This window comes from Roseomonas haemaphysalidis (assembly GCF_017355405.1).
Classification (GTDB): domain Bacteria; phylum Pseudomonadota; class Alphaproteobacteria; order Acetobacterales; family Acetobacteraceae; genus Pseudoroseomonas; species Pseudoroseomonas haemaphysalidis.
Window position 1 is genome coordinate 2413312 of the sequence record NZ_CP061177.1, and the last position, 14341, is coordinate 2427652.

Below are 14341 nucleotides of genomic sequence, written 5' to 3' on the forward strand. Positions count from 1 at the left end.
CCATCGAAGGAGAATGCCGTGGGTGGCAGCGTGAATGCGGCGGATCTCGGCCAGGTGGCGCACGACCTGTCGCTGTGGGGCCTGTTCCTGCAGGCGGACTGGGTGGTCAAGCTGGTCATGCTCGGCCTGCTGCTGGCCAGCGTCTGGGTGTGGGCGGTGGTGTTCGAGAAGGTGACCACGCTGCGCCGCGTCAACCGCGCCGCCGATGCGTTCGAGGACAAGTTCTGGTCCGGCGGCAGCCTCGACACCCTGTTCCAAACGGAAGGCGAGCGCCCCAGCCACCCGATGGCCGCCGTGTTCGGCGCCGCCATGCGCGAATGGGAGCGCTCCTCCACCCGCCCCGCCGATGCCCCCGTCCATGCCGCAGGCATGCAGCAGCGTGCCGAGCGCGCCATGAACGTCGCCGTCCAGCGGGAAATGGACGGGCTGGAGCGCTGGATGGTGTTTCTGGCTTCCGTCGGTTCGGTCGGGCCCTTTGTCGGCCTGTTCGGCACCGTGTGGGGCATCATGAATTCGTTCAGCGCCATCGCCGGCATGAACAACACCAACCTCGCCGTGGTGGCGCCGGGCATCGCGGAAGCGCTGTTCGCCACGGCCATCGGCTTGGTGGCCGCCATTCCGGCGGTGCTGGCCTACAACAAGATCACCACCGACCTGTCGCGCTTCGCCGGCCGGCTGGAAGGCTTCTCCACAGAGTTCTCCGCCATCCTGTCCCGCCAGGCCGAGGAGCGCGTCTGAGCCATGGCGATGTCCACCGGCGGCGGAAAAGGGCGCGGGCGCTACCGCGCCATGGCCGAGATCAACGTGACGCCGCTGGTGGACGTCATGCTGGTGCTGCTGATCATCTTCATGGTCGCGGCGCCGCTGATGACCTCCGGCGTGCCGATCGACCTGCCCAAGACCAATGCCAGCGCGCTGAACCAGGATTCCGAGCCCCTCACCATCTCGGTGAACGCCGAGGGGCGGATCTTCATCCAAGAGGCCGAGGTGCCGATGGAGAACCTGGTCACGCAGTTGCAGGCCATCCTGCGCGAGCAGCCGCAGGGCGCGCCGGAACGCCGGATCTTCGTGCGCGGCGACCGGGGCATCAACTACGGGCGCGTCATGGAAGTGATGGGCACCATCTCGTCCGCCGGCTTCACCAAGGTGGCGCTGCTGGCCGAGCAGCCGGCCGGCCAGCCCGCCGGCAACCGCGCCGCCGCCCCCGTGGCCACGCGCCCCGCGACGCCCGCCACCCCCGCCCCGGCACAGACGCCGCGGCGCTGACAGGATCAACGCGCCTGCCATGGCCCGTCCCGGCCTTTCCTTGACCAGGTTACAGAAGTGGGGCGCCGTTTCGGCGGCGCTGCACCTGGCGATCTTTCTTGCCCTGCTGATCGGGCTGCCGAAGCCCAAGCTGGAAGAGCCGCAGGAGCAGTCCATCACCGTGGAGCTGATGCCGGCGGACAACCCTCAGCTCGCCAATGCGCCCACGCCGCTGCCCTTGCCCGCGCCGCCGGCCCCCACGCCGGAAACGGGTGATGTGGTGACCACGCCGGACCTGCCGCAGTCGGCGACGCCCACCCCGCCGCCGCCCCCTCCGCCGCCGCCGCCCGCGCCGGTGCAGGCGCCGAGCCCGCCCACGCCGACCCCGCCGGCCCCGACGCCGCCGGCCCCGGCCGCCACGCCGACCCCGCCGCCGCCCGCGCCGGCTCCGCCCACGCCCACCCCGCCGGCCCCCACGCCGCCGACGCCCGCGCGGCCGGTGCAAACGCCGCCGCCTGCGCCGACGCCAGCCCCCGTGCCGGCCCAGCAGGCGCAGGCGCCCAGCCCGCCGTTGCCGACCCCGCCGCCGCCCGCGCCGCCACCACCGGCCCCGCCCGCGCCGCCGCAGCCGACGCAGCAGGCCGCGGCACCCACGCCGCCGACCCCGGCACGGCCGACGCCGCAGCCTGCCGCGCCGGCGCCGCCCGCGCCGCCCCGGCCTGAGCCCGCGCGCCCGTCACCAACGCCCACCCCGCCGCAGCCCAGCCAGCAGGCGGGCACCGGGCAAACGCCGCCGGTGGCCCGCCCGGCCGAGCGCAGCAACAGCGTGCAGAACACGCTGGACCGTCTGCGTGCCGCGCAGCAGCAAAGCGCGCCGCCGCAGGGGCGCCCGAGCACGGCGGCTGGCCGCCCGGCGGCGGGCGGTGGCTCGCCCACCGGCAACGCGCAGCTCAGCCAGGGCGAGATCCGCGGTGTCGCCGACAAGATCAGTGAATGCTGGTCGGTCGATGCGGGCATGCAGGGTCTCGACCAGATGGTCGTTGAGTTGCAGGTCGTGGTGGACGATGGCGGAGTGATCCGCTCTGTCCGTTCCCCGCGAGGCGTTCCAACCGAGCCGCGTGCGCGTGCGTTGTACGACATGTCCCGCCGTGCGCTTCTGGACCCGAAATGCAACCCGCTGCCTGTTCCGAGCGAAAAGCTGCAGGCCATTCGCACTTCCATCTTCCGCTTCAGTCCGAGGGGCTTGATCCGATGAGCAACCCGACCTTTTCCCGTCGTTTCGCTTTGCTGGGTGGCGCCGGCCTGCTGGCCGCACCGGCGATCCTGTCTCGGCCTGCCCTGGCCCAGGGTGCGGCGCCTTCGACCGGCGGACAGCAGTACATCGACATCACGCGCGCGCGCACCAACCCGATCCCCATCGCGCTGCCCGACTTCACGGGGGCCGGCGGCGGCGCGCAGCTCGGGGCCAATATCACGCGGGTGATCGCCAACAACCTGAGCAATTCCGGGCTGTTCCGCGTGGTCGACCGCGCCGCCTACCTCCCGGGTGGCGACCCTTCCGGCACGCCGCAATTCGCTAATTGGCGGATCACCGGCTCGCAGGCGCTGGTCACCGGCCGAGCCGAGCCGCAGGGCGACCGCGCGCGCATCGAGTTCCGCCTGTGGGATGTGAACGCCGGCGAGCAGCTGCAGGGCACCGCCTATACCGCCGCCGCCGCCAACTGGCGCCAGATCGCCCACGTCATCTCGGACGTGATCTACGAGCGCATGCTGGGCGAGAAGGGCTACTTCGACACCCGCATCGTCTACGTCGCTGAAAGCGGGCCGCGCGACCGCCGCACCCGTCGCCTGGCCATCATGGACCAGGACGGCGAGAACACGCGCTATCTGACCGATGGCAGCGCCCAGGCGCTGTCGCCGCGTTTCCACCCGAACGCGCGGCAGATCGCGTTCATGTCCTATGCCAACAACAACCCGCGGGTGTTCCTGTTTAACCTGGACAGCGGCCGGCAGGAGGTGCTGGGCAATTTCCAGGGCATGACCCTGTCGCCGCGCTTCAGCCCAGACGGCCGCAACGTGGTGCTGTCCTCCACCCGTGGCGGTGACGCCAACATCTTCGTGGTGGACCTCGCGTCGCGCCGGGAACGCCAGCTGACCTCGGGGGGCGGGCTGGACGTGTCGCCCTGCTACTCGCCGGACGGCTCGCAGATCGTCTTCAACTCGGATCGTGGCGGCGACCAGCAGCTCTATGTCATGGACGCCGGCGGCGGCGGCGCGCGGCGCATCTCCTTCGGCAATGGCCGCTACGCGACGCCCGTCTGGTCGCCGCGCGGGGACCTGATCGCCTTCACGCGCATCGGCGGCGGGCGCTTCGCCATCGGCGTCATGCGGCCCGACGGCTCGGGCGAGCGCATCCTGTCCGAGGGCTGGCAGATGGAAAGCCCGAGCTTCGCGCCCAATGGCCGCGTGCTGACCTATTACCGCGAAAGCCGGGCCAGCGATTCGCGTGGCGGCGGATATTCGTCGCGCCTGTCGATGATCGACATCGCGGGCTTCAACGAGCGCCAGATCTCGACGCCGACCGATGCCAGCGACCCGAACTGGTCGCCGTTGCTGTCGTCCTGAAGGGGGCCTGGATGCGGCGGCGGCACGCAAAAAGAACGTCAAATGCAACCAATCGCTACCGTAGCGGTTAGCTGCCTTGACCTTGCCTTTTTACAGGCGTAACCGCCGCGCCAATCCGCCCCGGACATAGGACGATTCCGATGATCAACACCAAGCTCCTGGCTGCTCTCGCAGCCGCCGCGCTGCTTTCCGCCTGCGCCAGCGAAGACACATCCGGGGCCGCGACGGGCGCCGGCGCCGGTTCTGCCGGTGGCATGGGCTTCGGGTCCGGCATGGCCGGCAGCGTCCGCCCGGGCAGCCAGGAAGACCTGGTGGCCAATGTCGGCGACCGCGTCTTCTTCGCCACCGACCGTTCCACCGTGTCGGCCGACCAGCGCCCGGTGCTGGAGCGCCAGGCCGCTTGGCTGGCGCAGTACCCGCAGGTCCAGGTCACGCTGGAAGGCCATGCCGACGAGCGTGGCACGCGCGAATACAACCTGGCCCTGGGCCAGCGCCGCGCCAACTCGGCGCGCGACGTGCTGGTGGCCACCGGCGTGTCGGGCAGCCGCCTGAACGTCATCTCCTATGGCAAGGACCGCCCCGCCGCCCTCGGCTCCACCGAGGACGCCTGGGCGCAGAACCGCCGCGCCGTCACGGTGGTGCGCTGAGCTTCCACTCGGTCTTGCATTGACGCAAGGCTGATGGGCTGAAATGAGAAGCGGCGGCCCCCCGGGGCCGCCGTTTTCACGTCCGGCGCATCGCGCCCGGGCTGCATGCAAGGATGGACCGATGCTCCGCAAGCTTCTTCTCGCCGCGCCGCTGCTGCCCATGTTGATGGCCGCGCCCGCCATGGCGCAGATGGATAGCCGCGAAGGCATCGCGCTGCAGAACCAGATCCTGCAGCTTCGCAACGAGCTGGAACAGGTGCGCCGCAGCGGCGGGGGGGGGAGCTACGTGGCGCCGCCCGCCTCGTCCGGCCGCGGTGCCGGTGGGGGATCGCCGGAACTGACCGGGCAGTTGCTGGACCGCGTGAACCAGCAAGACGAGGAAATCCGCCGCCTGCGTGGCCGCGCGGACGAGGCCGAGTATCGCAGCCGCAGCTTGCAGCAGCAGGTGGAGAAGCTGCAGGGCGACATGGATTTCCGCCTACAGCAGCTCGAGGGCGGCGGCGGCGGGCGGGCGCCCGCGGCAGCGGCGCCGGCATCGCCCTCCGCGGCGCCCGCCGCGCCGCCGGCCGCGGCCGCTCCGCGCACGGCGGAGCGCGCGCTGTCGGATGGCCAGGCCGCCTTGAACCGGCGTGACTACGCGGCCGCGGAGGCAGCGGCGCGCGAAGTCGCCACGGGCCGCGGCGCCCGGGCGCAGGATGGCCAGGTGCTGCTGGGCGATGCCCTGCTGGGCAAGCGCGATTTCTCCAACGCGGCCATTGCCTATGATGATGCCTACAAGCGCAACCGGCAGTCCGGCCGTGCGCCGGAAGCCCTGATCGGATTGGCGAACTCCTTTATCGGCCTCAATGCCAAGCGCGAGGCATGCGACACGCTGGACAACCTGCGCAGCGAGTTTCCCCGGCTGTCCGGCAGCGTGGCGGAGCGCGCCGCCCAGGCCCGCCAGCGCGGCGGCTGCCGCTGACGCCTGAACGGTTCGCGGCGCTGATGGCGCCGCTGGGACCGTTTGGCGACCGCCCGCACCTGGCCGTGGGTGTGTCCGGTGGCCCGCATTCCCTGGCGCTGGCCATGCTGACGCGGGATTGGGCAGGGGCCAGGGGTGGGCGCCTGACCGCTCTGGTGGTCGATCACGGCCTGCGCCCCGGCAGTGCGGCCGAGGCGCGCGAGGCCGCCACGCTCTTGGAACGGCGTCACATCACGTCCGAAGTGCTGACCCTGCGGCTGGGGGTCGGGAATGCCGTGCAGCGACGCGCGCGGGATGGCCGGCTTCAGGTGCTGCTTCAACGCTGCGGCGCGTTGGGGGCACCCTGGTTGCTGCTGGGGCAGCATCGCGGCGATCAGGCGGAAACGGTGCTGTTCCGGGCGGTGCGCGGCAGCGGTGCCGCCGGGCTGGCTGGGGTGCCATCCTGCCGGCCGGCGGAAGAAGCGCTCATCCTGCGCCCCCTGCTGACCGTGGCCCCGGCGGAACTCGAAGCCTATCTGAAAGTGAACGGGCTGGTTCCCTTTCGCGACCCTTCCAACACGGATCCCCGTTTCACGCGGGCGCGGTTGCGTGACGCCCTGCGGGATGCAGACGGTGACGGCCCCGGCACGCGGGCGCTCGGCGAGGCAGGTCAGGCTTTCGCTGCGCGACGGTCGCGGCAGGAGCGGGCGGTTGTCGAGCGGCTCGCCGTGGCCCTGGCCTGGCAACCGGGCGGGTGGGCGAGGGTCGATGCTGCTGCGCTGGGCTCGGATGCCACCGCCGTGCTGGCCTTGTCCGGCCTGTTGCGGCTGATCGGTGGTGCCGTGCATGCCCCGGCGGCCGGCGCCGTGCGGTCGCTGCTGCGGCGCGGGGGCGGCACCCTGCATGGCGTGGTTTGGCACCAGGGCATTCTGTGCCGCGAGCCGGCCGCCTGCGCCCCGCCGGTGCCAGCCGTGCCCGGCGCGGCATGGGATGGCCGCTGGCGGGTCGAGGATTGTCCGCCCGGCTGCATGCTGGGGGCACTGGGTGTTTTCCCGGCGCTGCGGGACCGGGTGCCGGCGCGGGTTCTCGCCGCATCGCCGGCCTTGTGGCGGGACGGGGCGGTGCTGGCGGTGCCCACTCTGGGCTTCGGGGCCCCGGCTGTCCTTCGCCCGCTGCTGCCCGGCGGGCCGGTCGGCAGGATTCTGCGTGCCGAGGCGAGGATCGGCGGCACGACATGGTTTCAGAACGGTCCCTGACGCCCTATCTTGATGTCACGCTGGCACTGCTGGCGAACGTATGGGAACCGCACGGTGAATAATTTCGGCCGCAACCTGGCGCTGTGGGTGATCGTGGCGCTGCTGCTCGTGGCGCTGTTCAATCTGTTTCAGCCCAATTCCTCCACCCGCCAGACCGGTCAGCAGGTCGCCTACAGCGACTTCCTGAACGAGGTGAATGGCGGCCGCGTCCGGGATGTCACCATCACCGGCCGCACCCTGACCGGCCAGCTTTCGGATGGCCGCAGCTTCACGACCTACACGCCGGAAGACCCGACCCTGGTCAGCAAGATGACCGAGAAGGGTGTCCGCGTCGTGGCGCGGCCGGAGGAAAGCGACGTCAACCCGCTGTTCCATTACCTGCTCAGCTGGTTCCCGATGCTGCTGCTGATCGGCGTCTGGGTGTTCTTCATGCGCCAGATGCAAGGCGGCGGCGGTCGGGCCATGGGCTTCGGCAAGTCCAAGGCCAAGCTGCTGACCGAGAAGCAGGGCCGCGTGACCTTCGAGGACGTGGCCGGCATCGAGGAAGCCAAGGGCGAGCTGGAAGAGATCGTGGACTTCCTGCGTGACCCGCAGAAGTTCCAGCGCCTCGGCGGCAAGATCCCCAAGGGCGTGCTGCTGGTCGGTCCCCCGGGCACCGGCAAGACGTTGCTGGCCCGCGCCATCGCGGGTGAGGCCAACGTGCCGTTCTTCACCATCTCGGGCTCCGACTTCGTGGAGATGTTTGTGGGCGTCGGCGCCAGCCGCGTGCGCGACATGTTCGAGCAGGGCAAGAAGAACGCGCCGTGCATCATCTTCATCGATGAGATCGACGCCGTGGGCCGCCATCGTGGCGCGGGCCTGGGCGGCGGCAACGACGAGCGCGAGCAGACCCTCAACCAGATGCTGGTCGAGATGGACGGCTTCGAGGCGAACGAGGGCGTCATCCTGATCGCCGCCACCAACCGCCCGGACGTGCTGGACCCCGCGCTGCTGCGCCCGGGCCGCTTCGACCGCCAGGTGGTGGTGCCGAATCCGGACGTGCAGGGCCGCGAGAAGATCCTGCGGGTGCACATGCGCAAGGTTCCGCTGGCGTCCGATGTGGACCCCAAGACCATCGCGCGCGGCACCCCGGGCTTCTCGGGCGCCGATCTGGCGAACCTCGTCAATGAGGCGGCGCTGCTGGCCGCTCGTACCGGGCGCCGCACGGTCGGCATGCATGAGTTCGAGCAGGCCAAGGACAAGGTCATGATGGGCGCCGAGCGCCGGTCGCTGGTCATGTCCGACGATGAGAAGCAAATGACGGCCTACCACGAGGCCGGCCACGCTCTGGTGGCGCTGCACGAGCCGGAATGCGACCCGGTGCACAAGGCGACCATCATCCCGCGTGGCCGCGCCCTGGGTCTGGTGATGTCCCTGCCGGCCGGTGACCGCTATTCCAAGCACAAGTCCAAGCTGAAGGCGGAACTCGCCATGGCAATGGGCGGCCGCGTCGCCGAGGAGCTGATCTTCGGCCCCGACAAGGTGTCCAACGGCGCCAGCGGCGACATCAAGATGGCGACCAACCAGTCGCGCATGATGATCACCGAGTGGGGCATGAGCGAGAAGCTCGGCATGATCGCCTATGGCGACAACAGCCAGGAGGTGTTCCTCGGTCATTCCGTGACGCAGGCGAAGAACGTGTCGGAAGCCACGGCGCGGGAGATCGACGGCGAGGTGCGGGCCATGATCGACGAGGCCTATGCCCGCGCCAAGCACACGCTGCAGGTTCATATCGAGGAACTGCACGCGGTGGCCAAGGGCCTGCTGGAGCATGAAACCCTGTCCGGCGACGAGATCCGTCTCGTGATGAAGGGCGAGCCGGTGATCCGCAACCGGCCGGACGAGCCGACGTCCTCGGGCCGTGGCAGCGTCCCCAGCTCGGGGCGGCCCCAGGCACCCCGGCCCGGCGGCCTGAACCCGTCGCCGCAGCCGGGCACCTGACAGGCGTTTCGTTCCGCGCAAATTGCGCTAAAGGAAAAGGGCTCCGGAAACGGAGCCCTTTTTCATGTCCGCCCGTCCTGAAGCTGGAGTTTCCCCATGGCTGAACGCTGGCTGGAGCCGTTGGCGCTGTTGCATGGCCCGGCGGCGTTCCACGCCGTCCGTGCCGGGCTGGCGATGCCATTGGCAGGCGGTCCCTCCGCCTTTTCCCTGCTGCGGCTGATCGAGGATGGGGTGGAACAGGGTATCCGCCCCGCCGGGGACCTGCCTGAGCCGTGGGACGCGCTGCTGCCCACCCTGACCCGGCGGCCCCTGCCATTCGCCGGATTGCCGCAGGACCGGCCTCTGGTGATGGGGATCCTGAACGCGACGCCGGACAGTTTTTCCGACGGCGGCACGCATTTCAACAGCGACGCCGCCATCGCCGCCGGGCATGCCATGCTGGAGCAGGGGGCGGACATCCTGGACATCGGTGGCGAAAGCACCCGGCCCGGGGCCGCGCCGGTGACGGCGGAGGAAGAGATCGCCCGCGTGCTGCCCATCGTGCGCCGGCTGGCGACGGCCGCCGTGGTCAGCGTCGACACGCGCCACGCCGCCACCATGCGCGCCGTGCTGGATGCGGGGGCCGAGATCATCAACGACATCTCCGCCCTGCGGCAGGACAACCGCTCGGTCCGGGCCGTGCAGGAAGCCCGCGCGCCGGTGGTGCTGATGCACATGCCGGCGCTGGACCTCAAGCGCATGCACGAGCAGACGACCTATGGCGACGTGGTGCTGGATGTCGCCCGCTTTCTGCGCCAGCGGGTGGAAACGGCGGAAGCGCTCGGCATACCGCGCGGGCGCATCGCCGTGGACCCTGGCATCGGCTTCGGCAAGACGCGGGAACAGGACCTGCTGCTGTTGAACCGCCTGCCGCTGCTGGCCGGAATCGGCTGCCGGGTCCTGGTCGGGGCATCGCGCAAGCGGCTGGTCGGCTGGGTGACTGGCGTGGAGGCACCGGCCGATCGCGTGGCCGGCAGCGTGGCTGTCGCGCTCGCGGCGGCGGCGGCGGGGGCCAGCATTCTGCGGGTGCACGATGTGGCGGAAACCGTGCGGGCCCTGGCCATGTGGCGGGCCTGCGCCGACGGCGCGCTGCCGCAGCCGGCGGAAGCCGCATGAAGCCGCCGCGCCACAGGGACCGCTTGGCCAAATCGCGCGGCTTGGCTAGACCCAAGCCAGCAAAGCAAGGATTGCCCCGCATGACCGATGCCGTACGCCGCCTGTTCGGCACCGATGGCATTCGCGGCGTCGCCAACAAGGCGCCGATGGATGCGCTGACCGCGCTGCGCCTGGGCCAGGCGGCGGGGCGCTTCTTTTCCCGTGGCGCCCACCGGCACCGCGTGGTGATCGGCAAGGACACCCGCATCTCCGGCTACATGCTGGAGCCCGCGTTGACCGCCGGCTTCATCGGCGCGGGCATGGACGTGGTGCTGGTCGGCCCGCTGCCGACGCCGGCCATCGCGCTGTTGACGCGCAGCCTGCGGGCGGATCTGGGCGTCATGATCTCCGCCAGCCACAACCCGTTCGAGGACAACGGCATCAAGCTTTTCGGCCCCGACGGGCTGAAGCTGTCGGATGCCGAGGAGATGGAGATCGAGGCGCTGATGGCCGGCGAGGTCACAGGTCTCGCCACCCCCGCGCGCCTGGGCCGCGCCAGCCGGCTGGAAGACGCCCCGGGCCGCTACATCGAGGCTGTGAAGGCCAGCTTTCCGAAGCGCCTCAGCCTGGCCGGCCTGCGCATCGTCGTCGATTGCGCGCATGGCGCCGCCTATAAGGTGGCGCCCACGGTGTTGTGGGAACTGGGGGCCGAGGTGGTGTCCATCGGCGTGGCGCCCGATGGCATCAACATCAACAAGGAATGCGGCTCCACCTCGCCGGGCAAGCTGGCGCAGGTGGTGCAGGAGCGGCGGGCCGACCTGGGCATCGCCCTGGATGGCGATGCCGACCGGCTGGCGCTGGTCGACGAGCGCGGCCAGATGATCGATGGCGACCAGATCCTGGCCACCATCGCGGAGTCCTGGGCGGCGCAGGGGCGGCTGGCCGGCGGTGGCGTCGTGGCCACCGTGATGTCCAACCTCGGCCTGGAACGCTTTTTGGAAGGACACGGGCTGAAGCTGCTGCGCACCAAGGTGGGCGACCGCTACGTGTCCGAGCTGATGCGCGAAACCGGCTGCAACCTCGGCGGCGAGCAGTCCGGCCACATGATCATGAGCGAATTCGGCACGACGGGTGACGGCCTGGTCGCGGCGCTGCAGGTGCTGGCCGAGCTGGTGGAGCGCAAGCAGCCGGCGAGCGAGGCCTGCCGCCGCTTCACGCCCTTGCCGCAGCGGCTGGTCAATGTTCGCTACAACGGTGCCAATCCGTTGAACGACCCGAGTGTGACGGAAGCGATCGCCGAGGCGGAGGCCCGCCTGGGCAGCCGTGGCCGCGTGCTGATCCGCCCCAGCGGCACCGAGCCGTTGATCCGCGTGATGGCCGAGGCGGAGGAAGAACGGATGGTGGAGGAGACCGTGGAATCCCTCGCCTCGCTGATCCGTGCGCGCGCCGCCGCGCTGATGGTGCGCGCCTGATGCACGGGCGGGTGCTGGTGGTCGCCGGCTCCGATTCGGGGGGCGGCGCCGGCATCCAGGCGGATATCAAGGCCTGCGCGGCGATGGACGCCTATGCGATGACCGCCGTGACGGCGCTCACCGCGCAGGACACGCTGGGGGTGCATGGCGTGCATCCGGTGCCGGGGGACTTCATCCGGCAGCAGATCCGCCTGTGCCTGGACGACATCGGTGCCGATACGGTCAAGACCGGCATGCTTGGCGATGCCGCGACCATTGACGTGGTGTGCGACGCCCTGGCCGGAAACGCGGCCGCCATCCCCCTGGTGGCCGACCCCGTGATGGTGGCCAAGGGCGGCAGCAATCTGCTGGCGCCCGATGCGGTGCAGACCATGATCCGCCGCCTGCTGCCGCGTGCCGCCCTGCTGACGCCCAACATTCCGGAAGCGGCGGTGCTGTCCGGGCTTTCCGTTTCCAATCTCGATGAGATGCGCGCCGCCGCCGCCGTGCTGCTGCGGATGGGCGCGCGGGCGGTGCTGTTGAAGGGCGGCCATCTGGACGGCGCGCGCCTGCTGGACCTGCTGGCGACGCCGGCGGACGAGGTGGTATTCGAAAGCGTTCGCATCGACAGCCGCCACACCCATGGCACCGGCTGCACGCTGGCCTCGGCCATCGCTGCCGGGCTGGCGCAGGGGATGGAGTTGCGGGATGCCGTCGCCCGGGCACGGAACTTCGTGCAGTTGGCGCTGCGCCAGGCACCGGGGCTGGGGCAGGGGCACGGGCCGCTGAACCACGGCGTCACGATCGACCCGGCGCGCATCGCTGCCCTCACGGATCGCGCGGCTGTCATGCCATAAGCGTGGCTATGCGTGACGCGCGGCTCGGGCAAGCTGTCCTTCTTGCAATGCAGCATGAGGAGCAGGCACGGTGGCCGGTGACAGCAGGATGCGTTTGGCAACCTTCACGGTGGATGCCTTCGCCGATCAGGTCTTTGCCGGCAATCCCGCCATCGTCGTCCCGTTGGAGCGCTGGCTGCCGGATGCGCTGATGCAGGCCATGGCGGCCGAGCACAACGTCAGCGAAACCGCCTTCTTCGTGCCCGACGGTCCGGGCCAGTGGCACCTGCGGTGGTTCACCCCCCAGGTCGAGGTGCCGTTGTGCGGCCATGCCACGCTGGCCACCGCCTTTGTGCTGGCAACGGAGCTCGGCGTCACGGCGCCGCTGCGCTTCCGCACCGCATCGGGCCTGCTGGGCGTGACGCGGGACGACGATCGCTTCGTGCTGGATTTTCCGGCCAATCCGCCGCAGCGCGCCCGCTGTCCCCCGCCGGGCCTGGCTGCCGCGTTGGGCGCCGTGCCGCGCGAGGTGTGGCGGGCGCGCGACTGGATCTGCCTGTTCGACAGCGCGGAAACGGTACGGCGCCTCCGCCCCGACCACAGCCGCATCGCCGTGCTTCCGGATGGTGACTCCCGCGTCATCGCCACGGCGGCGGGCGATGACGGGCGGCACGATGTCGTGTCCCGCTATTTCGCCGCCAAGGTCGGCGTGGACGAGGACCCGGTGACGGGGGCCGCGCATGTTCAGCTGGTGCCCTTCTGGGCAAGCCGGCTCGGGCGCACCGCGCTGGTGTGCCATCAGGCCAGCCGCCGCGGCGGCACCCTGTGGTGCGGGCTGGAGGGTGATCGCGTGCGCATGGGTGGGCATGCCGTGCTTTACGCCCGGGGCGAGGTGCTCTTGCCGGCCTCCCGCTTGCTCCATGCGTCCGTGACCGCGTAACCCTGCCGCGACCAAAGAGGCCCGACCCATGCTCGACCCGATGCCGCAAGCCCGCCCGGCCAACCCGATGTTCTCGTCCGGCCCCTGCGCCAAGCGCCCCGGCTGGTCGCTGTCGGCCTTGGAAGGGGCACTGTTGGGGCGCAGCCACCGGGCGCCGCCCCTGAAGGCGCGCCTGGCCGAGGTGATCGAGCGATCGCGGGCCGTGCTGCAAATGCCGCAGGGGTGGCGCCTGGGCATCGTGCCGGCCTCCGACACGGGCGCGGTGGAGATGGCGTTGTGGTCGTTGCTGGGGCCGCGCGGCGTGGACGTGCTGGCCTGGGAAAGCTTTTCCGGCGAATGGGCCACCGACATCACGACCCAGCTGCGTTTGCCGGACGTGCGGCTGCTGAAGGCACCCTATGGGGCGTTGCCGGATCTGTCGCAGGTGTCGTGGGACCGCGACGTGGTGTTCGTGTGGAATGGCACCACCAGCGGCGTGCGGCTGCCGGATGCGCATTGGATCGCGGATGACCGGCAGGGGCTGGCCATCTGCGACGCCACCTCCGCCGCCTTTGCCATGGAACTGCCCTGGGACAAGCTGGATGTGGTCACGTGGTCCTGGCAGAAAGTGCTGGGCGGCGAGGCGGCACACGGCATGCTCGCGCTGTCTCCGCGCGCGGTGGAACGCCTGGAAAGCAACACACCGTCCTGGCCCTTGCCGAAGATCTTCCGCCTGACCAAGGGCGGCAAGCTGATCGAGGGCATCTTCCAGGGCGACACCATCAACACCCCATCGATGTTGTGCGTCGAGGATGCGCTGGACGGTTTGCGCTGGGCCGAAGGCATTGGCGGCCTGCCGGCGCTGGTGGCCCGGTCGGAAGCCAACCTCGCCGCCATCGCCACGTGGTTGGACGGTCACGACCAGCTGGCCTTTCTGGCGGAGCGGGCCGATACGCGGTCCTGCACATCGATCTGCCTGCGGATCACCGCGCCCTGGTTCACGGGGCTGACGGCGGAAGGGCAGGGCGCGGCCGCCAAGGTGCTGTCCAGCCTGCTGGAGCGGGAAGGGGTGGGGCTGGACACGGCGCCATATCGCGATGCTCCGCCAGGCCTGCGGATCTGGGGCGGCGCCACGGTGGAAACCAGGGATATCCAGGCTCTTCTGCCATGGATCGATTGGGCGCTGGCCGAGGTGTCTGCGCAGTTTGCGCCTGCCTGAACGGCAGGATCTTCTTCTGAATCTCTCGGAACAGAAGAAATCCTTCTGCCTGGTCCGATCCGCAGGCCGAGTTCGGTAAGAACACCTGA

Annotated in this window: 13 protein-coding genes; all 13 read left to right on the forward strand. The window is 70.5% G+C overall.

Annotated features, from left to right (window positions below):
* Positions 1-18: 18 nt before the first annotated feature.
* The 13 genes from tolQ (at position 19) to IAI59_RS11230 (ending at position 14252) form a co-directional block, all read left to right on the forward strand.
* Positions 19-738, forward strand: coding sequence for a protein TolQ (tolQ, locus tag IAI59_RS11170; RefSeq protein ID WP_207417322.1), 720 nt, complete (start codon positions 19-21; stop codon positions 736-738).
* A 3-nt stretch (positions 739-741) separates the two neighbouring features.
* On the forward strand, positions 742-1266 hold the full coding sequence (gene tolR, locus IAI59_RS11175) for a protein TolR (RefSeq protein ID WP_207417320.1): 525 nt from the start codon (positions 742-744) through the stop codon (positions 1264-1266).
* Positions 1267-1306: 40 nt separating this feature from the next.
* Positions 1307-2500, forward strand: coding sequence for a hypothetical protein (locus IAI59_RS11180; RefSeq protein WP_207443798.1), 1194 nt, complete (start codon positions 1307-1309; stop codon positions 2498-2500).
* Positions 2497-3870, forward strand: coding sequence for a Tol-Pal system beta propeller repeat protein TolB (gene tolB, locus IAI59_RS11185; RefSeq protein ID WP_207417318.1), 1374 nt, complete (start codon positions 2497-2499; stop codon positions 3868-3870). Before IAI59_RS11180 ends, tolB begins: the two co-directional genes overlap by 4 nt.
* A gap of 143 nt (positions 3871-4013) precedes the next feature.
* On the forward strand, positions 4014-4517 hold the full coding sequence (gene pal / locus IAI59_RS11190; RefSeq protein ID WP_207417447.1) for a peptidoglycan-associated lipoprotein Pal: 504 nt from the start codon (positions 4014-4016) through the stop codon (positions 4515-4517).
* A gap of 121 nt (positions 4518-4638) precedes the next feature.
* The gene (locus IAI59_RS11195) at positions 4639-5478 is read left to right on the forward strand and encodes a tol-pal system YbgF family protein (protein WP_207417317.1); all 840 of its coding nucleotides are present in this window, start codon (positions 4639-4641) and stop codon (positions 5476-5478) included.
* 23 nt (positions 5479-5501) lie between these two features.
* Complete coding sequence (gene tilS / locus IAI59_RS11200) at positions 5502-6713, forward strand: tRNA lysidine(34) synthetase TilS (protein ID WP_207417316.1); 1212 nt, start codon at positions 5502-5504, stop codon at positions 6711-6713.
* A 54-nt stretch (positions 6714-6767) separates the two neighbouring features.
* Complete coding sequence (gene ftsH / locus IAI59_RS11205) at positions 6768-8693, forward strand: ATP-dependent zinc metalloprotease FtsH (protein WP_272877387.1); 1926 nt, start codon at positions 6768-6770, stop codon at positions 8691-8693.
* A 96-nt stretch (positions 8694-8789) separates the two neighbouring features.
* The gene (folP, locus tag IAI59_RS11210) at positions 8790-9848 is read left to right on the forward strand and encodes a dihydropteroate synthase (RefSeq protein WP_207417313.1); all 1059 of its coding nucleotides are present in this window, start codon (positions 8790-8792) and stop codon (positions 9846-9848) included.
* An 80-nt stretch (positions 9849-9928) separates the two neighbouring features.
* Complete coding sequence (glmM, locus tag IAI59_RS11215) at positions 9929-11299, forward strand: phosphoglucosamine mutase (RefSeq protein WP_207417311.1); 1371 nt, start codon at positions 9929-9931, stop codon at positions 11297-11299.
* Positions 11299-12135, forward strand: coding sequence for a bifunctional hydroxymethylpyrimidine kinase/phosphomethylpyrimidine kinase (gene thiD / locus IAI59_RS11220; protein ID WP_207417309.1), 837 nt, complete (start codon positions 11299-11301; stop codon positions 12133-12135). The genes glmM and thiD overlap by 1 nt, the downstream gene beginning before the upstream one ends.
* An 88-nt stretch (positions 12136-12223) precedes the next feature.
* Positions 12224-13054 carry a PhzF family phenazine biosynthesis protein gene (locus IAI59_RS11225; RefSeq protein WP_207417306.1) on the forward strand — a complete coding sequence of 277 codons (831 nt, stop codon included), beginning with the start codon at positions 12224-12226 and terminating at the stop codon, positions 13052-13054.
* A gap of 28 nt (positions 13055-13082) precedes the next feature.
* Positions 13083-14252, forward strand: a complete 1170-nt coding sequence (locus IAI59_RS11230) for a phosphoserine transaminase (protein WP_207417305.1) — start codon at positions 13083-13085, stop codon at positions 14250-14252.
* Positions 14253-14341: the final 89 nt, after the last annotated feature.

Coding starts and splice junctions, on each gene's coding strand:
- tolB (WP_207417318.1), top strand. CDS start 2,497: ATGAGCAACCCGACCTTTTCCCGTCGTTTCGCTTTGCTGGGTGGCGCC.
- IAI59_RS11230 (WP_207417305.1), top strand. CDS start 13,083: ATGCTCGACCCGATGCCGCAAGCCCGCCCGGCCAACCCGATGTTCTCG.
- tolR (WP_207417320.1), top strand. CDS start 742: ATGGCGATGTCCACCGGCGGCGGAAAAGGGCGCGGGCGCTACCGCGCC.
- IAI59_RS11225 (WP_207417306.1), top strand. CDS start 12,224: ATGCGTTTGGCAACCTTCACGGTGGATGCCTTCGCCGATCAGGTCTTT.
- glmM (WP_207417311.1), top strand. CDS start 9,929: ATGACCGATGCCGTACGCCGCCTGTTCGGCACCGATGGCATTCGCGGC.
- tilS (WP_207417316.1), top strand. CDS start 5,502: ATGGCGCCGCTGGGACCGTTTGGCGACCGCCCGCACCTGGCCGTGGGT.
- folP (WP_207417313.1), top strand. CDS start 8,790: ATGGCTGAACGCTGGCTGGAGCCGTTGGCGCTGTTGCATGGCCCGGCG.
- thiD (WP_207417309.1), top strand. CDS start 11,299: ATGCACGGGCGGGTGCTGGTGGTCGCCGGCTCCGATTCGGGGGGCGGC.
- IAI59_RS11195 (WP_207417317.1), top strand. CDS start 4,639: ATGCTCCGCAAGCTTCTTCTCGCCGCGCCGCTGCTGCCCATGTTGATG.